Genomic DNA, 21349 nt, shown 5'->3' with positions numbered 1-21349 from the left:
ACTCTGGATAGGACACCAAGGCGGGCACAGCGTCAAGAAACTCCGCGCCCGTCCATCATGCGGAGTCCTGCCGCAGAAGTTCGCAGATCAGCGCCACATGCGCCTGACGCCGCTCAGGCAGGTCGATGCGCTCGCCCGGCCCCATCAGCGCGGACGTGACCAGGGTATGAACGATGGGCGACAGCAGCAGCCAGGGATGCTTGAGCGCCACGCAATCGGCGCACAGGCCGCGGGTCCGCGCGCGCTCCAGCAGCCGTGCAATGTCGACCTGATGCGCCTGCGCGGTCTCCTGGCGCCAGCGCGCGGCCAGATGCGGCACGCGGCCGCTTTCGGCCAGCAGCAGCCGCATGGTGCTGATCATGGCCGGATTGCTCAGGCTGACGTAGAGATGATTGACGATGCGTTCGGCCAGATGGCGCGGCGACTCGGCGCCGTCCACCACGGCCTCGATGTCGAGCCGCGAGGGGCTGAGGTGGCGCGTCAGCAGGGCCTCGAAGACCGCCTCCTTGCTGTCGAAATGCGCGTAGAGCCCGCCCTTGGACAAGCCTGCCCGCAGCGCGATGTCATCCATCCTGGCGCCGGCATAGCCCGCCTGCGAGAACTCCTGGAGCGCGGCGTCGAGGATCTGCCCGACCCGCACCGCCGGAGGAAGACGACGGCGCTGCATGACCATCCCTCTGCTCCCTGTGCATGTGCGATCCATTAAAAACCGACCGGTCAGTCGCTACTTTGATTCTGATCAAGGAATGCCCAGCCGCCGCACTGCACAATAGCGACAAGCATGAACCCGGTATCGGGTCCGCCCCGAAGGCGGCGCCACAAGCCCGCCTTGCCCAGGGACGCGCCCGGCCCCCGCGCTGGAGAAACCCCGCATGACACGCCGCCCGTTTCCGGCCATGATCGCCACGCGCTTCGTTCCCGCAGCCCTGCTGACGCTGCTGGGCGGCTGCGTGTCCATGGCGCCCGACTACAACCGCCCCGCCCTGCCCGTGCCCGCCGCCTATACGGCCCCGGGGCCCGAAGCGACGGCGGCCAGCGCCGCGGCGGCGGCCGAAATCGGCTGGCGGACCTACTTTCCCGACCCGGCGTTGCAGACGCTGATCTCCACCGCCCTCGACAACAACCGCGACCTGCGCCGCGCCCTGCTGCGCGTGGAAGAGGCGCGCGCGCTGTACGGTATCCAGCGCGCCGACCAGTTCCCCACCCTGGGCGTGCAGGCGGACGGCTCCCGTTCCCGCGTGCCGGGCGACCTGAACCTCACGGGGCAGCCGCTGGTCTCCAGCCAGTACCAGGTGGGCCTGGGCATGGCCAGCTGGGAGCTGGATTTCTGGGGCCGTGTGCGCAGCCTGAAGGACGCCGCACTGCAGAACTACCTGGCCTCCGATGCGGCCGCGCGCGCCGCCACGCTGAGCCTGATCGCCGAAGTGGCGGACAGCTACCTGTCCCTGCGCGAACTCGATGAACGCCTGCAGCTGACGCGCGAGACCATCGCCTCGCGCGAAGAATCCCTGCGCATTTTCCGCCGCCGCTTCGAGGAAGGCGCGATCTCCAAGCTGGACCTGACTCAGGTCGAAACGCTGTGGCAGCAGGCCAAGGCCCTGGGCGCGGACCTGGAACAGACCCGCGCCGCCCAGGCCAACGCGCTGGAGCTGCTGGTGGGCGCCCCCCTGAACCTGCCCAAGCTGCCCACGCGCCTGGACGACAACGCCGTCATGCGCGAGCTGCCAGCGGGCCTGCCCTCGGACCTGCTGGTCAACCGCCCCGACATCGTTGCCGCCGAGCATCAGCTCCAGGCCGCCAACGCCAACATCGGCGCGGCCCGCGCCGCTTTCCTGCCGACCATTACCCTGACCGGCGCGTTCGGCACCGCCAGCAGCGAACTGGACGGCCTGTTCTCCGGCGGCAGCCGCGCCTGGAACTTCGCGCCCAGCATCAGCCTGCCGATCTTCGACGCCGGCCGCCGCTCGGCCAACCTGGACCTGACCGAAGCGCGACGCGACCAGGCCGTGGCTGCCTACGAACAAACCATACAGACCGCTTTCAAGGACGTGTCCGACGCGCTGTCCGCGCGTTACTGGCTGGCCGAGCAGGTGGACGTGCTGCGCGCCACCGTCGCGGCGCAGAGCGAGCGCGCCCGTCTCGCGCAACTGCGCTATGACCATGGCGCCTCGCCCTACCTGGAAGTGCTGGACGCGCAGCGCGATCTGCTGGCCGCGCAGCAGAAGCTCGCGCAGACGCGCCGCGCGCTGTTGTCCAGCCGCGTCCGGCTGTACGCGGCGCTGGGCGGCGGCACGCAAGCGCCCGCGGCGGCGCAAACCGCCTCTGCCCCCGCGCAAGACGCCAGCCCCCGATAAACCAAGAACCAAGGATCTCCGATGCGCCTGCCCACCCGAAAACTGGTCCCTGTCCTGATCGCCCTGGCGGTCGCCGCCGGCGGCTACTACGGCTGGCGGCTGCTGTCCGACACCGGCCCGGGCGAGGGATTCATCAGCGGCAACGGCCGCATCGAAGCCACCGAAATCGACGTGGCCGCCAAGCTGGCCGGCCGGGTGCAGGACGTGCTGGCGGTCGAAGGCGACTTCGTTTCCGCCGGCCAGCCGCTGGCGCGCATGCAGATCGACACCTTGCAGGCGCAGCGCGAGGAAGCCCGCGCCCAGCACCAGCAGGCCGTCAACGGCGCGGCCAGCGCCAGCGCGCAGGTCGCGCAACGCGAGAGCGACAAGCTGGCCGCCGAGGCCGTGGTGGTGCAGCGTGAAAGCGAACTGGACGCCGCGCGCCGCCGCCTGGCGCGCTCCGAGACGCTGTCCAAGGAAGGCGCCTCGTCCATCCAGGAACTGGACGATGACCGCGCCCGCGTGCGCAGCGCGCAGGCCTCGGTGCACGCCGCGCGTGCGCAGGTCAAGGCCGCGCAGGCCGCCATCGACGCCGCGCGCGCCGCCGAGATCGGCGCGCAATCCGCCGTCACCGCGGCGCTGGCCACCATCGCCCGCATCGAAGCCGACATCGCCGACAGCGAGCTGCGCGCCCCGCGCGACGGCCGCGTGCAGTACCGCGTGGCGCAGCCCGGCGAAGTGTTGGGCGCGGGCGGCAAGGTGCTGAACATGGTGGACCTGTCCGATGTCTACATGACGTTCTTCCTGCCCGAGCAGGCAGCCGGCCGCGTGGCGCTGGGCCAGGACGTGCGCATCATCCTGGACGCCGCGCCGCAATACGTCATTCCCGCCAAGGTGTCCTTCGTGGCCAGCACCGCGCAATTCACGCCGAAAACGGTGGAGACCGCCAGCGAACGGCAAAAGCTGATGTTCCGCGTCAAGGCCCAGATCAGCCCCGATTTGCTGCAGCGGCACCTGAAGCAGGTCAAGACCGGCCTGCCGGGCGTGGCCTGGCTGAAGCTCGACGCCGATGCGCAATGGCCTGCAAATCTTGAAGTCAAGGTGCCCTGATGGCCTACCCGGACACCGCGCCCGTCGTGACGCTGTCCGGCGTCAGCTTGCGCTACGGCAAGACGGTGGCGCTGGACGGCATCACGCTGGACATTCCCGCCGGCCGCATGGTCGGGCTGATCGGCCCGGACGGCGTGGGCAAGTCCAGCCTGCTGGCCCTTATCGCCGGCTCGCGCGCGGTGCAGGAAGGCAAGGTGGACGTGCTGGATGGCGACATGGCCAGCCGCCGCCACCGCGACGCCGTCTGCCCGCGCATTGCCTACATGCCGCAGGGGCTGGGCAAGAACCTGTACCCCACCCTGTCGGTCGAAGAGAACCTGCAGTTCTTTGGCCGCCTGTTCGGCCATGACGAAGCCGAACGCCGCCGCCGCATCGACAGCCTGACCCGCAGCACCGGCATGTCCTCGTTCCTGTCGCGTCCTGCCGGCAAGCTGTCCGGCGGCATGAAGCAGAAGCTGGGGCTGTGCTGCGCCCTGATCCACGATCCCGACCTGCTGATCCTGGACGAGCCCACCACCGGCGTGGATCCGCTGGCGCGCGCGCAGTTCTGGGACCTGATCAACGAGATCCGCCGCGAACGCAGCGGCATGAGCGTGATCGTGGCCACGGCCTACATGGACGAGGCGCAGCGCTTCGACTGGCTGATCGCCATGGACGAGGGCCGGGTGCTGGCCACCGGCACGCCCGCCGAACTGGAACAGCGCACCGGCGCGGATTCGCTGGAGGCCGCCTTCATCGCGTTGCTGCCGGAAGAAAAGAAGCGTGGCCACAAGCCGGTGGAGATCGTGCCGCTGGCGATCGACGAGAACGCCGAGATCGCCATCGAGGCGCGCGACCTGACCATGCGCTTCGGCGATTTCGTCGCGGTGGACCACGTCAACTTCCGCATCCGCAAGGGCGAGATCTTCGGCTTCCTGGGATCGAACGGCTGCGGCAAATCCACCACCATGAAGATGCTGACGGGCCTGCTGCCCGCCAGCGAGGGGCAGGCCTGGCTGTTCGGCGCCGAGGTAGATCCCCGCAACATCGATACGCGCCGCCGCGTGGGCTACATGTCGCAGGCGTTCTCGCTGTATGGCGAGCTGACCGTGAAGCAGAACCTGGTGCTGCATGCGCGCCTGTTCCACGTGCCGGAATCCGAGATCCCGGCGCGCGTGGACGAGATGACGCAGCGCTTCGACCTGGGTGAGGTACTGGACGCCCTGCCCGAGAACCTGCCCATGGGCGTGCGCCAGCGGCTGTCGCTGGCCGTGGCCATGGTGCACAAGCCCGAGCTGCTGATCCTGGACGAACCGACCTCGGGCGTGGACCCCGTCGCGCGCGACAATTTCTGGCGGCTGCTGATCGCGCTGGCCCGCCACGACCAGGTCACCATCTTCATTTCCACCCACTTCATGAACGAGGCGCAGCGCTGCGACCGCATGTCGCTGATGCATGCGGGCAAGGTGCTGGTCAGCGCATCGCCCGACGAGATCACGCGCATGCGCGGGGCGCAGACGCTGGAAGAAGCGTTCATCGCCTACCTGATCGACGCAGGCGCCGGCACCAAAGCGGAAGAATCCGCCACCAACGCCGCCCCCGTCGCCGCCACCCCGGCCGCCGAAACGCCAGAACACCGCGGCTTCAGCCTGCAGCGCATGCTGAGCTACATGTGGCGCGAATCGCTGGAGCTGCGCCGCGACCCGGTGCGCGCCACGCTGGCCCTGGCCGGCTCGCTCCTGCTGATGTTCGTGATGGGCTTTGGCATCAGCATGGACGTGGAAGACCTGCGCTATGCGGTCATGGACCGCGACCAGACCGGCCTGAGCCAGAACTACAGCCTGAACCTGGCGGGCTCGCGCTACTTCATCGAACACCCGCCGATATCCAGCTACGAGGAGATGGATGCGCGCATGCGCAGCGGCGAACTGTCACTGGCCATCGAGATCCCGCAAGGTTTCGCCCGCGACGCGGAGCGCGGCAACGGCGCGCAGATCGGCGTCTGGATCGACGGCGCCATGCCGCAGCGCGCCGAAACCATCCGCGGCTACGTTCTGGGCATGCACCAGGGCTGGCTGATGCAGCAGGCGCGCGAGCGCCTGGGCGCGGACGCAACCCTGCCGGTCAGCGTAGAAACGCGCTTTCGTTACAACCCGGACGTGCGCAGCCTGCCCGCCATGGTGCCCGCCGTGATTCCGCTGCTGCTCTTGATGATGCCAGCAATGCTGACGGCGCTGGCCGTGGTGCGCGAAAAGGAGCTGGGCTCCATCATCAATCTGTACGTCACGCCCGTGACACGGCTGGAATTCCTGCTGGGCAAGCAGGCACCCTATGTGGCGCTGGCCATGCTGAATTTCCTGCTGATGACGCTGCTGGCCGTGACGCTGTTCGGCGTGCCCATCACCGGCAGCTTCCTCACGCTGCTGGTGGCCGCGCTGATCTACAACGTGGTGGCGACCGCCATCGGCCTGCTTGCATCCACGTTCACGCGCAGCCAGATCGCGGCGCTGTTCTTCACCATGATAGGCACGCTGGTGCCCGCGGTGCAGTTCGCCGGCCTGCTCAACCCCGTGTCGTCGCTGGAAGGCGCCGGCCGCCTGATCGGACAGATCTACCCGGCGACGCACATGCTGACCATCAGCCGCGGCGTCTTCAGCAAGGCCCTGGACTTCTCCAACCTGCAAGCTTCGTTCTGGCCGCTGCTGATCGCCATTCCCGTCATCCTGGGCGCCTCGGCGCTGCTGCTGAAAAAACAGGAGACCTGAGATGCGGCACCTGGCCAATATCTACCGCCTGGGCGTAAAGGAGCTGTGGAGCCTGGCGCGCGACCCGATGATGCTGATCCTGATCCTCGTGTCGTTCACGCTGATGATCTACACCGCCGCCACGGCCGTGCCGGAAACGCTGCACAATGCCCCCATCGCCGTGGTCGACGAGGACGTTTCGCCCCTGTCCGCGCGCATCACGTCAGCCTTCTATCCGCCCCATTTCACGCCACCGGAAGTGACGACTTCGGCCGAGGCCGATGCCGGCATGGACGCGGGGCGCTACACCTTCTCGGTCAACATCCCGCCCAATTTCCAGCGCGACGTGCTGGCCGGCAGACCCGCGGAAATCCAGCTCAACGTGGATGCGACCCGCATGAGCCAGGCGTTCACGGGCAGCAGCTACATCCAGCAGATCATCAGCGACGAGATCAACGAATTCGTCAAACGCTACCGCGCGCCCACCGAGCTGCCAGTCGAACTGGCCGTGCGCATGCGCTTCAACCCCAATTTGACGCAGGCCTGGTTCGGCGCGCTGATGGAAATCATCAATAACGTCACCATGCTGTCCATCATCCTGACCGGCGCGGCGCTGATCCGCGAGCGCGAGCACGGCACCATCGAGCACCTGCTGGTCATGCCGGTGACGCCGACCGAAATCATGGTCGCCAAAGTATGGTCCATGGGGCTGGTAGTGTTGGCGTCCGCTGGGCTATCGTTGACGTTCGTGGTACGCGGCTTGCTGCAAGTGCCGATCGAAGGATCGGTGGCGCTGTTCCTGGTCGGGGCGGCGCTGCACCTGTTCGCGACAACCTCTATGGGCATATTCATGGCCACGCTTGCGCGCAGCATGCCGCAGTTCGGCATGTTGCTGGTACTAGTGCTGTTGCCCCTGCAAATGCTGTCGGGCGGTACCACGCCGCGCGAAAGCATGCCGGAATTCGTGCAGAACATCATGCTGGCCGCCCCCACCACCCATTTCGTGGAACTCGGCCAGGCCATTCTTTACCGCGGCGCGGGCTTGAGCGTCGTGTGGCAACCCTTCCTGGCGCTGGCGCTGATAGGCTCGGTCCTGTTCGCGTTCTCGCTGGCGCGTTTTCGCAAGACCCTCAGCCAGATGGCTTGAGGCCTGTGTGTTCGTTACCCCTTACCACTCTCTTAAAAGGACGGATGATGAAGAAAACCACTGCCTCCACGCCTCTGGGCCTCGCCAGCGCCAACGCCGCCTACTGCCAGCGCATGGCCCAGCTTGCCCAGGAAAGCCAGCAACGCTGGATCGAATTGGGCCGCCGCCTCGCCGGCGGCAGCGCCGAACAGTACCTGGCCACGCTGGCGCCCCTGCAACAGTCCGGCAACTGGCAGGAAATCGCGCCCGCGCTGGGCGAAATGACGCGCAAGCAATGGCAAAGCCAGCTGGAAGCCAGCCAGGCCATCACGCACGCGCTGCTGGAAGAACAGGCCACGCTGGCGGCCGGTATCAGTGAAGCCATGACCGGATGGCTGAAACAGGCCGCCGGCGGTGGCGTGGGCATGGACGCCACGCCCATGGCGCAGATCTGGACGACCCTGTCGAACCAGATGGCGTCCGCGTGCTCGGCCATGCGCGACGCGAGCAAGCCGGGAGCCCACCATGACGGCTGAACGCAAGGCGCTCGTCACCGGCGGGGCCGGCTGCCTCGGACAGGCCATCGCGCGGGCCCTGCACGATGCCGGCCACCAGGTCATCATCACCTATCACTCCAACGAAGACGCCGCGCGGGCCTGGGTCGACTCGGAGGCGGCCCAGGCCCGCCGCTACGCCATGTACAAGGTGGACGTGGCCGATTACGACTCATGCCAGGCGCTGGCGCGGCGCCTGGAGGAAGACGGCCATCAGATCGACATCCTGATCAACAACGCAGGCCTCACCCGCGATGCCAGCCTGCGCAAGATGAGTTACGAGAACTGGACGGACGTGCTGCGCGGCAACCTGGATTCCATGTTCAACATGACGCAGCCGCTGTGCGGCGCCATGGCCGACCGCGGCTGGGGCCGCATCGTCAACATCTCGTCCGTCAACGGCAGCAAGGGCGCGTTCGGCCAGACCAACTACGCGGCCTCCAAGGCCGGCATCCACGGCTTCACCAAGTCCCTGGCGCTGGAGCTGGCCAGGAAAGGCGTGACCGTGAACACCGTGTCGCCCGGCTACCTGGCGACGCCCATGGTGGAGGCCGTGCCCGAAGAGGTGCTGAAGGAGAAGATACTGCCGCAGATTCCGCTGGGCCGGCTGGGCCGACCGGAGGAGGTCGGCGCGCTGGTCGCCTTCATCTGCAGCGACGCCGCCGGCTTCATGACGGGCAGCAATGTCGCCATGAACGGCGGCCAGCATATGTACTGAGCGGCATCGGGCCGCCGCGGGTTCATTCCCGTGGCGCGCCCAGCTCTTCCAGCAGGAAGTCGACGAAGGCCCGCACCTTGGCCACCATGTGGCGGCGCGACGGATACACCGCGTAGACGTAGGTCTCGTCCGGCTTCCAGTCCTGGAGCACCGCCTGCAGCGCGCCGCTGTCCAGGTCCTGCTGCACATACACGCGCGGCACCAGGCTGACGCCAAAGCCCGCGCGCAGCGCATCGCGCACCGCCAGGCTGGAACTGACCTTGTAGCGCCCCCGGACCGGCACGCGCTCGGTCTGCTCCGCGCGCTTGAAGGTCCATTCGTCCGCGTGGCCGGACAGGGTGAACTGCACGCACTCCAGCCCGCGCACGGCCAGCGGCGAAGCCGGCACGCCGTGGCGCTCGAAGTAGGCCGGCGCGCCGCAAAGCACGTGGTCCAGCGTCATCAGCTTGCGCGCCACCAGGCTGGAATCCTCCAGCCTGTCGGTGCCGCGGATCGCCAGGTCGTAGCCTTCCTTGACGATGTCGATGCGCCGGTCCTCCAGGTTGAGGTCCAGCGATACCTGCGGATAGCGTTCCAGGAAGCGCGGCATGGCGGCGGACAGCCGGACCAGGCTCAGCGACATGGGCGCGCTGACCCGCAAGGTGCCCGACGGCGCCTGCTGCAAGGGCCCCAGCGATTGCTCGGCTTCGCTCAGGTCGTCCAGGATGCGGGCCACCTGGTCGTAATAGCGCGCGCCGGCTTCGGTCAGGCTCATGCGGCGGGTGGTGCGGTTGAGCAGCCGCGCCGCTAGATGGGCCTCCAGTTCGGCGATGTTCTTGCTGACCGCCGCGGGCGACAGGCCCATCTGCCGCGATGCGGCCGCAAAGCCGCCCCGCTCCACGACTTGCCTGAAAACCTTTAGCGCCGTCAGATGATCCATGGATTATTCACCATCAGTGAATGATATTGCCAATGAATTGGATATTATCGCTTGATGGCGATTCAATTAGCCTGTGGACATGGAGTCGGCGCGCATGTGGCGGGCCGACAAGCTCAGCAAAATCCACGGATCCCAGCCATGAACCACGCCCTGACCGACGCCATCGCGCAACGCAATTCCGCCAACTTCTTCGATCCCGCCCGCAGCGTGGACGACGACAACATCCGCAGCCTGATCGCCTGGGCGACGCGCGCCCCCACCGCCTTCAATCTGCAGAACTGGCGCTTCATCGCCGTGCGCAGCCAGGACGGCAAGCGCCGGCTGCGCAAGCTGGCCTGGAACCAGCCCAAGGTGAGCGAGGCTGCGGTGACCTTCATCGTGCTGGGCGTGCTGCCCCAGGCCGCCTGGATGGCGGACCGCCTGCAGCCGTCGGTCGAGGCGGGCTTCATGCCGGCGGCCATGGTGCCCTCGTGGGAGGCCGCCGCCAGCCGGCTCTATGCCGACTCGCCGCAGACCCGCCGCGACGAGGCGGTGCGCAGCGCCACCTTCGGCGCTTCCACCCTGATGCTGGCGGGCCAGGCCCAAGGCCTGGCGGCGAGTCCGATGACGGGCTTCGACGCCCCTGCCGTGGCCCAGTCCTTCGGCTTGCGCCAGGAGGAAGTGCCAGTCATGCTGGTCGCCATGGGCTACGCGCAGGACGGCAATTGGCCGCAGAAACCGCGCCGCCCGGTCAACGACGTACTCGAACTCGCCTGAGCCCCGCGGAGCACACCACCATGAGCCGCGGTTCCGATCTGCTTCTGACTGCCCTGGCGCCCGCCATCTGGGGCAGCACCTATGTCGTCACCACCCTGATGCTGCCGCAGGACTATCCGCTGACGGTCGCCATGCTGCGCGCCTTGCCCGCCGGTCTCTTGCTGCTGCTGGCCGTGCGCCAGTTGCCGCAAGGCATCTGGTGGCTGCGCACTTTCATCCTGGGCGCGCTGAACTTCTCGGTCTTCTGGGCCCTGCTGTTCGTGGCGGCCTATCGCCTGCCCGGCGGCGTGGCCGCCACGCTGGGCGCGATCCAGCCGCTGGTGGTGATCCTGCTGGCGCGCAGCCTGCTGGGCACGCCCGTGCGCGGCCTGTCGGTGCTGGCGGCGCTGGGCGGCCTGGGCGGCGTGGCGCTGCTGGTGCTGACGCCCAAGGCCGCGCTGGATCCAGTGGGCATTACTGCCGGCCTGATCAGCGCCGCCTCGATGGCGCTGGGCACGGTGCTAAGCCGCCGCTGGCAGCCGCCGGTGTCCGCGCTTACCTTCACGTCGTGGCAGCTGACGGCGGGCGGCATCCTGCTGGTGCCGCTGGCCTTCGCCGCGGAGCCCGCCCTGCCGGCGCTCACCACCCTGAACGTCGCCGGGATCGCCTACCTGGGCCTGATCGGCGCGGCGCTGACCTATGTGCTGTGGTTCCGGGGCGTGGCGCGGCTGGAACCCGCCGTGGTGTCCTCGCTGGGCTTTCTCAGCCCCATCACCGCCGTGTTGTTGGGCTGGGGCCTGCTGGGCCAGCAACTGAGCGCCGCGCAGATCGCCGGCATGGCGATCGTGGTCGCCAGCGTATGGCTGAGCCAGCGCGCCCAACGCCCCGCCACGGCCAGACCGGCGCCGCGACCGCTGTAACACACCGGCACGCAAAACAGATAGCAGCGCCAGCGTGGCACGCGCATGATCGTTGCTCCATCCCAAGGAAGGAGCCGCACCATGAGCAGCAAACCCAGCATCATTCTTGTACACGGTTTCTGGGGCGGCGCCGCCCACTGGACCCGCGTCATCCTGGAACTGGCGCGCAAGGGCTACCAAGACCTGCACGCCGTGGAAATGCCGTTGACGTCCCTGGCCGACGACGCCGAACGCACGCGCAAGATGATCGCGCAGCAAAAGGGCCCCGTGCTGCTGGTGGGCCATTCGTACGGCGGCGCCGTCATCAGCGAAGCCGGCAACCAGCCCAACGTGGCCGGCCTGGTGTACATCGCCGCCTTCGCGCCGGACGCGGGCGAAAGTCCCGGCGGGATCACGCAGGAACACCTGCCGGCCGCCGCGCCCAATCTGGCGCCCGACAGCGACGGTTACCTATGGCTGCGCCCGGACAAATTCCACGAGAGCTTCTGCCAGGACCTGTCCGCCGACGAGGGCCTGGTCATGGCGGTCACGCAGAAGGCGCCGCTGGCCAGTACTTTTGGCCAGACGGTATCCGTCCCCGCCTGGCGCAGCAAACCGTCCTGGTATCAGATCTCCAGCCAGGACCGGATGATCGCTCCCGAGAACCAGACGCGCATGGCCGCGCGCATGAATACGCGCAAGACCATCACCCTGGACGCCAGCCACGCATCGCTCGCGTCCCGCGCCGGCGAGGTAGCCGGCCTGATCGACGAAGCGGCGCGCGCCGCGTCTTGACCATGGCAGGGCCCGGCGGCCTGCGTCTCCAAACGAGCATATCAGGGGACGCAGCCGCCTTTTCTGTGCTGCTTTTTTTGTAACTCAACGACCTGAGCAAGAGTTGCAGCACAGATCATTTCCCTATGAAAAACCGGCTCCGCCCTGGCAATTCGCCCAAACTGATCCGCTTTTTTATTCTATTTCTGAATCTGTACTGATTCAGCCTGCGGCACTAACTTCACGGTGTAGCTCAAACACCCGTCAGCGCACGCCGTCTTGTGGCGGTTGAGGCGCGCTGGCGACGAAGTCAGGAATACCGCCATGGATAGCGACGCGCTATTGCTAGCCCGAATACAGTTCGGCTTCACCATCTCGTTTCACATCATCTTCCCCGCCATCACCATCGGCCTGGCCAGCTACCTCGCCGTGCTCGAAGGCCTGTGGCTGCGCACGCGCAACACCGTCTACCGCGACCTCTACCATTTCTGGACCAAGATCTTCGCCGTCAACTTCGGCATGGGCGTGGTGTCCGGCCTGGTGATGGCCTATCAGTTCGGCACCAACTGGAGCTTCTTCTCCGATTTCGCCGGCAGCGTGACCGGACCGCTGCTGGCCTATGAAGTGCTGACCGCCTTCTTCCTTGAGGCCGGATTCCTGGGCGTGATGCTGTTCGGCTGGTCGCGCGTGGGGCCGGGCCTGCACTTCTTCTCGACCGTCATGGTGGCGCTGGGCACGCTGGTGTCGGCCACCTGGATCCTGGCGTCCAACAGCTGGATGCAGACGCCCGCCGGCTACGAAATCCTGGACGGCCGCGTGGTGCCCACGGACTGGCTGGCCGTCATCTTCAATCCGTCCTTCCCCTACCGCCTGGCGCACATGGGCATCGCCGCGTTCCTGGCGACCGCGCTGATGGTGGGCGCTTCCGGCGCCTGGCACATGCTGCGCGGCGACCGCAGCCCCGCCGTGAAGAAGATGTTCGCGATGGCCATGGGCATGCTGCTGCTGGTGGCCCCGCTGCAAGCGGTGGTGGGCGACTTCCATGGCCTGAATACGTTGAAGCACCAGCCCGCCAAGATCGCCGCCATCGAAGGCCACTGGGAAAACGAGCCTGGCGCCGGCGTGCCGCTGACGCTGTTCGGCATCCCCGACATGGAACGCGAGGAAACCCGTTACGCGGTCAATATCCCGCGCCTGGGCAGCCTGATCCTCACGCACAGCTGGGACGGCCAGTTCCCCGGCCTGAAGTCGTATCCGCCCGAAGACCGCCCCAATGCCACGGCCGTGTTCTGGTCGTTCCGCGTGATGGCGGGCCTGGGCATGCTGATGATTGCCCTGGCCATCTGGGCGGCCTGGTCGCGCTGGCGCGGCCGGCTGTACGAATCGCGCTGGCTGCACCGCTTCGCGCTGTGGATGGGGCCGTCCGGGCTGATCGCCATCCTGGCGGGCTGGTACGTGACCGAGATCGGCCGCCAGCCCTGGGTGGTGTACGGCGTCATGCGCACCGCCGACGCGGCCACGCCGCACGGGCTGGGCGAACTGACGCTGACGCTGGCGCTGTTCGTGGTGGTGTACCTGCTGGTGTTCGGCGCCGGCGTGTCGTACATGCTGCGCCTGATCCGCATGGGCCCCAGCCCCGCCCCCGGCCACGCGCCGCTGTCGGGCGGCCCGGGCGAACCGCGCCAGCCGTCGCGGCCGCTGTCGGCCGCCTCCACCCTGGCGGGCATCGAGCCCGCGCAACGCAAGCATTCGGGAGTCTGAGGCCATGGGCATCGACCTTGCACTGGTATGGGCCGTCATCATCCTGTTCGGCGTGATGATGTACGTGATCATGGATGGCTTCGATCTGGGCATCGGCATCCTCTTTCCGCTGATCGCCGACCGCGAGGAACGCGACGTCATGGTCAACACCGTGGCGCCCGTGTGGGACGGCAACGAGACCTGGCTGGTGCTGGGCGGCGCCGGCCTGATGGCGGCGTTCCCACTGGCCTACTCGGTGATCCTGAGCGCGCTCCATCTGCCGCTGGTGTTCATGCTGCTGGGCCTGATCTTCCGCGGCGTGGCGTTCGAGTTCCGCTTCAAGGCCGACGAGCATCACCGCCCGCTGTGGGACCGCGCCTTCGTGCTCGGCTCGGTCTGCGCCACCTTCTTCCAGGGCGTGACGTTGGGCGCCTACATCGAAGGCATCCCGGTGGTGAACCGCGCCTATCAAGGCGGCGCCTGGGACTGGATCAGCCCCTTCTCGCTCTTCACCGGCGCGGGGCTGGTCGTGGCCTACGCGCTGCTCGGCTGCACCTGGCTCATCATGAAGACCGAAGGCCGCCTGCATCGCCACATGTGCGACATCGCCCGGCCCCTCACGCTGGCGCTGCTGGCCGTGATCGCGGCGCTCAGCATCTGGACGCCCCTGGCGCAGCCGCAGATCGCGCAGCGCTGGTTCAGCCTGCCCAATATGTTCTGGTTCCTGCCGGTGCCGCTGCTGGTCGCCGTGGCCGGCTTTGATCTCATCCGCCGCGTCAAGGGCATGCCCAACGCCGGCCCCTTCGTGCTGTCGCTGGCGCTGCTGTTCCTGGGCTACAGCGGCCTGGGCATCAGCATCTGGCCCGCCATCATCCCGCCGGACGTGTCCATCTGGACCGCATCCGCCCCGCCGCAAAGCCAGGGCTTCGCGCTGGTGGGAGCGCTGGTGATCATTCCGATTATCCTCATGTACACCGCCTGGTCGTACTACGTGTTCCGGGGCAAGGTGCGCCTCGGCGAGGAGTTCCACTGATGAACGGCTCCCAACCCTCCCTGCCCTCGTGGCGCAGCCGCCTGCTCTGGCTGGCGATGATCTGGGCATGCAGCGTCGCGGCCCTGGGCGTGGCAGCCTATGCGCTGCGCCTGGTGATGAAATCCATCGGCATGTCGACCTGATTACGACCCACGCAAACGGACCCGCCCATGAAGCGCTATGAACGGCTGACAGAAGAAATCACCGCCTCGATCCGATCGGGCCTGCTGCAGGCGGGCGACCGCCTGCCCTCGGTGCGGCAGACCAGCGCCAGCCGCGGCGTCAGCCCCTCGACGGTCTTCAAGGCCTATTACCTGCTGGAGGCGCGCGGCCTGATCCGCGCCCGCGACCGCTCCGGCTACTACGTGCTGCGCGCGCCGCATGCCACGCTGCCGGAGCTGGACGGCCTGTCCAGCGCCAGCGCCGGACGCCATCCAGTGGACGTCAGCGACAACGTGCTGCAAGTGCTCAACGCCACCTTGCGGCGCGACATGCTGCCCTTCGGCTCGGCCTTTCCCAGCCCCTCGCTGCTGCCCTACGGACGCCTGGCGAAGTTCATGGCGGCCACGGTGCAGCGCCTGGATCCCTGGGGCTCCATCGACGACCTCAGCCCGGGCGACGCCGCGCTGCGCCGCGCCATCGCGCTGCGTTACCTGGCCGACGGCATGTCCGTGCCGGTGGACGACATCATCATCACCAACGGCGCGCTGGACGCGCTGAACCTGAGCCTGGCGGCGGTCACCAATCCCGGCGACGCGGTCATCGTGGAGTCCCCCACCTTCTACGCCGCGCTGCAATCGCTGGAACGCAATCACCTACACGCCATCGAAGTCGCCACGCATCCGCGCGAAGGCATAGACCTGCAGGCGCTGGAGCAGGCCATCCTGCGCCATCGCCCCAAAGCCTGCTGGCTCATGACCACGTTCCAGAATCCGCTGGGCAGCCTGATGCCCGACGACAAGAAGGAAGCGCTGGTGCGGCTGCTGGCCAGCCACGACGTGGCCCTGATCGAGGACGACGTCTACGGCGAGCTGTATTTCGGTGAACAGCGGCCGCGCCCGGCCAAAGCCTTCGATCGCGACGGCATCGTGATGCACTGCTCGTCGTTCTCCAAGACCCTGGCGCCGGGCTATCGAGTGGGCTGGGTCGCCGCCGGCCGCTACACGCGGCGCATCATGCGCAACAAGCTCACCACCAGCCTGGCGACCGCCGCGCCCACCCAGGCCGCCATCGCCGCCTATCTGGAAAAAGGCGGTTTCGACCGCCATCTGAGGCAGTTCCGGCAGGCCCTGGCCTCGCAGCAAGGCGAGCTGCTGCAAGCCATCGCCCGCTACTTCCCCAGGGGCACGCGCGCCACGCGGCCGCTGGGCGGCTACTTCGTGTGGGTGGAGCTGCCGGCGCACATCGACACGCTCAAGGTCCACCGCGCCGCGCTCGGCCACGGCATCAGCATCGCGCCGGGCCCGCTGTTCTCGGCGTCCGGCGGCTTCGGCAACTTCCTGCGCCTGAACGGCGGACATCCCTGGAACCCGGAGATGGAGCAAGGCATGGCGACGCTGGGCAAGCTGCTGGCGGGCTAGCCCGTTGTCCTGGCGGGCGATTCACGCTATAAATGAGTGTTATTCTTATTAACACTCATTGCTGTCCCGCCATCCATGGATTCCCCCGCGTACACGAACGTCCACCGGCTTTACGCGGATCACCACGACTGGCTGCTCGGCTGGCTGAACCGGCGCGTCAGCAACCGCGCCGACGCCGCCGACCTCACGCAGGACACGTTTGTCCGCGTCCTCACCTCTCCCACCGCCGCCCCCCTGTCCGAACCGCGCGCCTACCTGCTGACCCTGGCACGCCGGCTGACCATCGACCTGTGGCGCGCGCGCGATGTCGAGGCGCGTTATCTGCAAGCGCTTGCGCTGGAGCCAGAACCGGTCGCCGCGTCGCCCGAAACCCTGATCATGCTGAAGCAGGCGGTCATGGAAATCGACCATCTGCTGGATGGCCTGCCCGTGCCGGTCAAACACGCCTTCCTGCTGAACCGGCTGGACGGCATGACCCATCCCGCCATTGCGCAAACCCTGGGCCTGTCGCTGGCGACCGTGGAACGCCATGTGAAGCGCGCCTTCCTGCATTGCATTGCGTCGCGCCGCGCAACCGACGCGGCATGAGCGGCGCCTCCATGGCTGGCGCCGCCCGCGACGCGCTGATGGAACGCGCGGTCGACTGGATCGTGCTGCTGACATCGGGCCAGGCCACCGACCAAGACCGCCAGCGCTTCGAGCGCTGGCTCGCCAGCCATCCGGAGCACGCGCGCGCCTGGGCCGAGGTGGACGGCATCATGCGCCAGCCGCTGGCCCAATTGCGCGGCGCGGCCGACGCGGCTCCCGGCCCCGCCCGCGCGGCACGGGCCGCCCTGCTGCAAGGCAGCGGCCTGGACCGGCGCCGCGTCCTGAAGCTGGCTATGCTGTTTTCCGGCGTGTCGGCCGGCGCCTTGATGGCCGACCGCTACATTCCGCTTGCCGGACTGTCAGCAACCTACTCCACTCACACAGGCGAACGCCAGACCTACACGCTGGAAGACGGTTCCATGCTGACGCTGAACGCGCGTTCGGCCGCCGATGTGCACTATGACGACATGCGGCGCACCGTCGTGCTGCGCCAGGGCGGGCTCTACGCCGAGACCCGCTCCGACAGCCGGCCCTTCGTGGTGCAAACGCGATATGGCGCCGTGACCGGCGGCGAATCGCATCTGGCTGTGATCCAGTTCGATGCCTACGCCGTGGCCAGCGCCCTGGAAAGCACGCTGGTCCTGCACCCCGAACACGGCAGCCCCCTGGCTCTGCCTCAAGCCGGCACGGCGGCCTTCGACCGCAACCGCGCGTGGCAACGGGAAGACGCCGCGCAAGCCAGCTGGCGCAGCGGCATCCTCAGCGTGCGCGATGCCCGCCTGGCCGAAGTCATAGCGCAGTTGCGCGCCTATCAACCCGGCGTGATCCGCCTGTCGCCAGAGGCCGCCACACTGCGCGTGTTCGGCGTATTCCCGCTGGACGACCCGCGCCAGACCCTGCTGGCCCTGGGCGAAACCCTGCCGATACAGGTCCGTCGCTACGGTCCGTGGCTGACGCTGGTGGACGCCGCATAACAAAAAAGCGCATACCCCGCGCGACGATGAGGGGATTGAGGTCGGGCATCCGTCATTACCTGTGACGCAACCGAAATCCCCCATTTTTGCCGGACATCTTGAATCATGAATTTCCCCTTGAGCCGCAGCGCGGCGCTTGTCGCCGGCGCCCTCAGCGCCTGCGCGCTGACGCCGTCCGCGCTTGCACAGGACACCGCCCCCACGCACCAGGCCGCACAGTCCTACGACCTGCCCGCAGCCCCCTTGGCCGACACGCTGAGCCGGATTTCGCTGCATAGCGGCCGCACCATCTCGGCCAATGCCGAACTCGTCGCAGGCAGGCAAGCCGCGCCGGTGCGCGGCGCGCTGAGCGCCGAAGCCGCGGCGCGGCAAGCCCTGGCGGGCACGGGCCTGGAACTCGTCGTCACCCCCGCGGGGGTATTGAGCGTGCGCCTGCAGCCCTCGGCCGGCGCCGTGACATCGCTGGAACCGGTCATGGTCACCGCCAGCAGCATCATCGCGCCCAGCGAAGGCACGGGCTCCTACACCGTGCCGGAGTCCAACTCCGCCACGCGCATGCGCCTGTCATTGCGCGAAACACCGCAGTCCGTGACGGTCATCACGCGCCAGCAGATGGAAGACCAGGGCATCGTCACCGTTGCCGGCGCGCTGGAACAAGCGCCTGGCGTCGTCGTCAGCCGCAGCAACTCCGAAGGCTACGCCTTCTATTCCCGCGGCTTCCAGCTGCAGAATTTCCAGTTCGACGGCCTGCCCAGCCTGTCCAGCGACGGCGGCAACGTGCGCGACAACTACAGCATCAGCAGCTCGGTCATATACGACCGCGTCGAGATCCTCAAGGGCGCCACGGGCCTGGTCAATGGCGCCGGCTATCCCTCGGGCGTCATCAACCTGATCCGCAAGCGGCCCACCCGCGAGTTCCAGGGCAGCGTCACCGCCGGCGCCGGATCCTGGGACCAGTACCGGGGCGAACTGGACTTGGGCGGCTCGCTGGCCGAGAACGGCAGAATCCGCGGCCGGATGATCGCCGCGGTGGACGACAGCGCCAGCTTCATCGACTACACAAAGACCCGCGAAGACGTGCTCTACGGCATTGTCGAAGCCGACATCACCGCGCGCACGACCGCAACGCTGGGTATCGAGTACCAAAAGAACAAGAACGACGCCTCTTCCAACATCCATCTGCCCGCGTTTTACTCGGACGGCCGGCAGGCGAGCTTCTCGCGCTCGACCAATCCCGCCGACAAGTGGACTTGGCGCAATCACGAGACCACCCGCTACTTCGCCGACGTCACGCATACCTTCGACAACGACTGGCAACTGAAGCTGGCCGCGGGGCATCGGAATTATTCCTCCAGCGAGTTGATCGCGGGGATGGGAGGTTCATTCATTGACGCGAAGACGCACAGCATCAGCCACAGCCTGGGCCAGGCCAGCCTGTTCGATACGGACTCTCGCGAGAACAGCGTGGACGTGCAGGCCTCCGGCATGTACTCGCTGCTGGGCCGCCGCCACGACCTGGTGTTCGGCTACAACGCCGCGCGCACGCACTCGACGTCGCGGCGCGACGACGGCCTGAGCGACACGATCGTCAAAGACGCCTTCAACTGGAACAACAACAGCTTCAAGCCCACGGTCTACAAGCGCCTGCTGGACCATGATATCGAGGTATCGCAGAAGATCCTCTATGGCGCCACCGTCCTGCACCCCACCGACCGGTTCGCGCTCATCCTGGGCGGACGGCTCACCGACTACCGCTGGGAGCAAAATTCCGTTTTCAGCAGCGGTTTTCGCGGCAATTACGGCACCGAGGTGAAGAACAAATTCATCCCGTATGCCGGCGTCACGTTCGATGTGGACGCCCATCACACCGTCTACGCCAGCTACACCGACGTGTTCAAGCCGCAGGCCTTCAACTTCGATGCCTCCAATCGTCAGCTGGATCCCATGACGGGCAAAAGCGTGGAAGTGGGCGCCAAGGGCGAATACCTGGACGGCCGATTGAACGCCAGCGTCGCGCTGTTCCAACTCAAGCAGGACAACGTCGCCGAACTGGATCCCAGCGGCGCCATGACGCCCACCGGTGGCACCGCCTACATTGCCGTGCCCGGCGTGACGACCAAGGGCATCGAACTGGAGGTATCCGGCGAATTGCTGCCCGGCTGGCAACTGCATGCCGGCTACACCTATAGCCGGTCGCGCGACCGGGCCGGCGAACGCGTCAGCACAACCCAGCCCGAGCAGTTGTTCAAGCTTGCCACCACCTACCGCCTGCCGGGAGACTGGCACCGCCTGACGGTGGGCGGCAACATGCACTGGCAAGGAGGCACTTATTTCTCGCAGTCCGTCAATGGCGCCAACCGCCGCTTCACGCAAGACAGCTATGGCGTGTTCGGCTTGATGGCCGCCTATGACTTCAACAAGGACCTGCGCGTGACGGTGAACCTGAACAACGTGCTGGACAAGACCTACTACTCCGGCATCGGCAACTACAACTCCGTGTACTACGGCGCGCCGCGCAACGTGTTGGCGCAGCTGCGGTACAAGTTCTAGTTCGCCGTGGCGCCCGAATCCTTGACCGCCTTGGCCCAGGCCGCGATCTCGCTCTGGATGAAGGCGCCGAATGCCGCGGTGTTCAGGCTGGAGGCCTGGGCGCCCTCCTCCATCAGGCGCTGCTTGACGGCCGGCGCCGCCAGCGCCGCGCTCAAGGCCTGGTTCAGCGTGGCGACCACCGCGTCCGGCGTGCCGGCCGGTGCGACGATGCCGTGCCAGGACACCGCCTGAAAGCCCGGCAGGCCCGATTGCGCCATGGTGGGGATATCCGGCATGGCGGGCGAACGCTGCGGCGAGGTGACCGCCAGCGCGCGCAGCGTGCCGGCCTTCACATGCGGCAGCACGCCGGGAATGGTGGTGAACATGAAGTCGATCTGGCCGCCGATCAGGTCGGTGATGGCCGGGCTGCCGCCCTTGTAGGGAATATGCGTGAACTGCAGCTTCGCGGCGCTCTTGAACATCTCGCCCGCCAGATGCCCCGGCGTGCCCGCGCCGGCCGATCCCATGTTGATCTTGTCGCCCTGCGAACGGATGTAGGCGACCAGTTCCTGCACGTTCGCGGCCTGCACCTGCTTGCCCACCACCAGCACATTGGGGACCGTGGCCAGCAGCGTGACGGGAGTGAAGTCCTTCACCGCATCGTAGGAAATCCGCGAGTACAAAGACGGATTGATGCCATGCGTGCTGGCGGTGGCCAACAGCAGCGTGTAGCCGTCCGGCGCGGACGTCGCCACCTGCTTGGCGGCAATGGTGCCGTTGGCGCCGCCCTTGTTGTCGATGACGATGGTCTGCCCCAAGGTCTTGGCAGCCTCGGCCGCGACGGTGCGCGCCAGGATGTCCGAAGTGCCGCCGGCGGAATGCGGCACCACCAGCGTGATCGGCTTCGAGGGGAAGGACTGGGCTTGCGCCGCCGGCAAGGCCGGCAGCAGACAGGCGGCCAGCGCGGCGCGCGCCAGCAAGGAAGTACGGAACATCAAGGTCTCCAGGTTTTTA

The 21349-nt window shown here is 67.4% G+C and carries 19 protein-coding genes; 16 read left to right on the top strand and 3 right to left on the bottom strand.

Annotated features, from left to right (window positions below; translation table 11 throughout):
* Nucleotides 1–55: 55 nt before the first annotated feature.
* Nucleotides 56–673 carry a TetR/AcrR family transcriptional regulator gene (locus FOC84_RS17495; RefSeq protein ID WP_173145544.1) on the bottom strand — a complete coding sequence of 206 codons (618 nt, stop codon included), beginning with the start codon at nucleotides 671–673 and terminating at the stop codon, nucleotides 56–58.
* Between the two features lie 199 nt (nucleotides 674–872).
* On the opposite strand from FOC84_RS17495, the gene adeC reads away from it, so the two are divergent.
* Genes adeC through phbB form a run of 6 tightly spaced genes read left to right on the top strand, consistent with a single transcriptional unit; the run spans nucleotide 873 to nucleotide 8564 of the window.
* Nucleotides 873–2354, top strand: coding sequence for an AdeC/AdeK/OprM family multidrug efflux complex outer membrane factor (gene adeC / locus FOC84_RS17490; protein ID WP_302053151.1), 1482 nt, complete (start codon nucleotides 873–875; stop codon nucleotides 2352–2354).
* 21 nt (nucleotides 2355–2375) lie between these two features.
* Nucleotides 2376–3443, top strand: a complete 1068-nt coding sequence (locus FOC84_RS17485; protein WP_173145543.1) for an HlyD family secretion protein — start codon at nucleotides 2376–2378, stop codon at nucleotides 3441–3443.
* Entirely contained in the window at nucleotides 3443–6187 is a 2745-nt protein-coding gene (gene rbbA / locus FOC84_RS17480) for a ribosome-associated ATPase/putative transporter RbbA (protein ID WP_173145542.1), read from the top strand. The genes FOC84_RS17485 and rbbA overlap by 1 nt, the downstream gene beginning before the upstream one ends.
* Nucleotide 6188: 1 nt before the next feature.
* Complete coding sequence (locus tag FOC84_RS17475; RefSeq protein WP_173145541.1) at nucleotides 6189–7313, top strand: ABC transporter permease; 1125 nt, start codon at nucleotides 6189–6191, stop codon at nucleotides 7311–7313.
* A gap of 47 nt (nucleotides 7314–7360) precedes the next feature.
* Entirely contained in the window at nucleotides 7361–7828 is a 468-nt protein-coding gene (locus tag FOC84_RS17470; protein ID WP_367949471.1) for a hypothetical protein, read from the top strand.
* The gene (gene phbB, locus FOC84_RS17465; RefSeq protein WP_173145539.1) at nucleotides 7818–8564 is read left to right on the top strand and encodes an acetoacetyl-CoA reductase; all 747 of its coding nucleotides are present in this window, start codon (nucleotides 7818–7820) and stop codon (nucleotides 8562–8564) included. Before FOC84_RS17470 ends, phbB begins: the two co-directional genes overlap by 11 nt.
* Before the next feature lie 22 nt (nucleotides 8565–8586).
* Here the strand turns inward: phbB and FOC84_RS17460 are convergent, their stop codons facing one another.
* A complete protein-coding gene (locus FOC84_RS17460) occupies nucleotides 8587–9483 on the bottom strand; it encodes a LysR family transcriptional regulator (protein WP_173145538.1) in 897 nt (298 codons plus the stop codon).
* Between the two features lie 138 nt (nucleotides 9484–9621).
* Here FOC84_RS17460 and FOC84_RS17455 point away from each other — a divergent pair, with 138 nt between their 5' ends.
* From FOC84_RS17455 to FOC84_RS17410, 10 genes are all read left to right on the top strand, one after another.
* Nucleotides 9622–10239, top strand: a complete 618-nt coding sequence (locus FOC84_RS17455; RefSeq protein ID WP_173145537.1) for a nitroreductase family protein — start codon at nucleotides 9622–9624, stop codon at nucleotides 10237–10239.
* 20 nt (nucleotides 10240–10259) lie between these two features.
* Entirely contained in the window at nucleotides 10260–11138 is an 879-nt protein-coding gene (locus FOC84_RS17450) for an EamA family transporter (RefSeq protein WP_173145536.1), read from the top strand.
* Nucleotides 11139–11219: 81 nt separating this feature from the next.
* Nucleotides 11220–11912 (top strand): alpha/beta hydrolase, encoded by a 693-nt coding sequence (locus FOC84_RS17445; RefSeq protein ID WP_173145535.1) that lies wholly within the window; start codon nucleotides 11220–11222, stop codon nucleotides 11910–11912.
* Between the two features lie 303 nt (nucleotides 11913–12215).
* Entirely contained in the window at nucleotides 12216–13652 is a 1437-nt protein-coding gene (locus tag FOC84_RS17440; RefSeq protein ID WP_173145534.1) for a cytochrome ubiquinol oxidase subunit I, read from the top strand.
* A gap of 4 nt (nucleotides 13653–13656) precedes the next feature.
* Nucleotides 13657–14664, top strand: coding sequence for a cytochrome d ubiquinol oxidase subunit II (gene cydB / locus FOC84_RS17435; protein ID WP_173145533.1), 1008 nt, complete (start codon nucleotides 13657–13659; stop codon nucleotides 14662–14664).
* On the top strand, nucleotides 14664–14807 hold the full coding sequence (locus FOC84_RS17430) for a DUF2474 domain-containing protein (RefSeq protein WP_088142546.1): 144 nt from the start codon (nucleotides 14664–14666) through the stop codon (nucleotides 14805–14807). Before cydB ends, FOC84_RS17430 begins: the two co-directional genes overlap by 1 nt.
* 27 nt (nucleotides 14808–14834) lie before the next feature.
* Nucleotides 14835–16244: a PLP-dependent aminotransferase family protein gene (locus FOC84_RS17425; RefSeq protein ID WP_173145532.1), complete on the top strand. Its 1410-nt coding sequence runs from the start codon at nucleotides 14835–14837 to the stop codon at nucleotides 16242–16244.
* A gap of 75 nt (nucleotides 16245–16319) precedes the next feature.
* Entirely contained in the window at nucleotides 16320–16832 is a 513-nt protein-coding gene (locus FOC84_RS17420) for a sigma-70 family RNA polymerase sigma factor (protein ID WP_173145531.1), read from the top strand.
* Complete coding sequence (locus FOC84_RS17415; protein ID WP_173145530.1) at nucleotides 16829–17806, top strand: DUF4880 domain-containing protein; 978 nt, start codon at nucleotides 16829–16831, stop codon at nucleotides 17804–17806. Before FOC84_RS17420 ends, FOC84_RS17415 begins: the two co-directional genes overlap by 4 nt.
* 105 nt (nucleotides 17807–17911) lie before the next feature.
* Complete coding sequence (locus FOC84_RS17410; RefSeq protein WP_173145529.1) at nucleotides 17912–20356, top strand: TonB-dependent siderophore receptor; 2445 nt, start codon at nucleotides 17912–17914, stop codon at nucleotides 20354–20356.
* On the opposite strand, the gene FOC84_RS17405 is transcribed toward FOC84_RS17410, so the two are convergent.
* Nucleotides 20353–21330, bottom strand: coding sequence for a Bug family tripartite tricarboxylate transporter substrate binding protein (locus tag FOC84_RS17405; RefSeq protein ID WP_173145528.1), 978 nt, complete (start codon nucleotides 21328–21330; stop codon nucleotides 20353–20355). The two genes, FOC84_RS17410 and FOC84_RS17405, sit on opposite strands and share 4 nt — an antisense overlap.
* Between the last annotated feature and the right edge of the window lie 19 nt (nucleotides 21331–21349).

Source organism: Achromobacter pestifer (assembly GCF_013267355.1).
Lineage (GTDB): Bacteria > Pseudomonadota > Gammaproteobacteria > Burkholderiales > Burkholderiaceae_B > Achromobacter > Achromobacter pestifer_A.
This window is presented reverse-complemented; position numbering and strand designations above follow the sequence as displayed.

What these genes read in the sequence shown, in the direction of transcription:
- FOC84_RS17425 (WP_173145532.1), top strand. Translation starts at nt 14,835, where the DNA reads ATGAAGCGCTATGAACGGCTGACAGAAGAAATCACCGCCTCGATCCGA.
- FOC84_RS17450 (WP_173145536.1), top strand. Translation starts at nt 10,260, where the DNA reads ATGAGCCGCGGTTCCGATCTGCTTCTGACTGCCCTGGCGCCCGCCATC.
- phbB (WP_173145539.1), top strand. Translation starts at nt 7,818, where the DNA reads ATGACGGCTGAACGCAAGGCGCTCGTCACCGGCGGGGCCGGCTGCCTC.
- cydB (WP_173145533.1), top strand. Translation starts at nt 13,657, where the DNA reads ATGGGCATCGACCTTGCACTGGTATGGGCCGTCATCATCCTGTTCGGC.
- FOC84_RS17410 (WP_173145529.1), top strand. Translation starts at nt 17,912, where the DNA reads ATGAATTTCCCCTTGAGCCGCAGCGCGGCGCTTGTCGCCGGCGCCCTC.
- adeC (WP_302053151.1), top strand. Translation starts at nt 873, where the DNA reads ATGACACGCCGCCCGTTTCCGGCCATGATCGCCACGCGCTTCGTTCCC.
- FOC84_RS17440 (WP_173145534.1), top strand. Translation starts at nt 12,216, where the DNA reads ATGGATAGCGACGCGCTATTGCTAGCCCGAATACAGTTCGGCTTCACC.
- FOC84_RS17445 (WP_173145535.1), top strand. Translation starts at nt 11,220, where the DNA reads ATGAGCAGCAAACCCAGCATCATTCTTGTACACGGTTTCTGGGGCGGC.
- FOC84_RS17495 (WP_173145544.1), bottom strand. Translation starts at nt 673, where the DNA reads ATGGTCATGCAGCGCCGTCGTCTTCCTCCGGCGGTGCGGGTCGGGCAG.
- FOC84_RS17420 (WP_173145531.1), top strand. Translation starts at nt 16,320, where the DNA reads ATGGATTCCCCCGCGTACACGAACGTCCACCGGCTTTACGCGGATCAC.
- FOC84_RS17415 (WP_173145530.1), top strand. Translation starts at nt 16,829, where the DNA reads ATGAGCGGCGCCTCCATGGCTGGCGCCGCCCGCGACGCGCTGATGGAA.
- FOC84_RS17485 (WP_173145543.1), top strand. Translation starts at nt 2,376, where the DNA reads ATGCGCCTGCCCACCCGAAAACTGGTCCCTGTCCTGATCGCCCTGGCG.
- rbbA (WP_173145542.1), top strand. Translation starts at nt 3,443, where the DNA reads ATGGCCTACCCGGACACCGCGCCCGTCGTGACGCTGTCCGGCGTCAGC.
- FOC84_RS17475 (WP_173145541.1), top strand. Translation starts at nt 6,189, where the DNA reads ATGCGGCACCTGGCCAATATCTACCGCCTGGGCGTAAAGGAGCTGTGG.
- FOC84_RS17460 (WP_173145538.1), bottom strand. Translation starts at nt 9,483, where the DNA reads ATGGATCATCTGACGGCGCTAAAGGTTTTCAGGCAAGTCGTGGAGCGG.
- FOC84_RS17430 (WP_088142546.1), top strand. Translation starts at nt 14,664, where the DNA reads ATGAACGGCTCCCAACCCTCCCTGCCCTCGTGGCGCAGCCGCCTGCTC.
- FOC84_RS17470 (WP_367949471.1), top strand. Translation starts at nt 7,361, where the DNA reads ATGAAGAAAACCACTGCCTCCACGCCTCTGGGCCTCGCCAGCGCCAAC.
- FOC84_RS17405 (WP_173145528.1), bottom strand. Translation starts at nt 21,330, where the DNA reads ATGTTCCGTACTTCCTTGCTGGCGCGCGCCGCGCTGGCCGCCTGTCTG.
- FOC84_RS17455 (WP_173145537.1), top strand. Translation starts at nt 9,622, where the DNA reads ATGAACCACGCCCTGACCGACGCCATCGCGCAACGCAATTCCGCCAAC.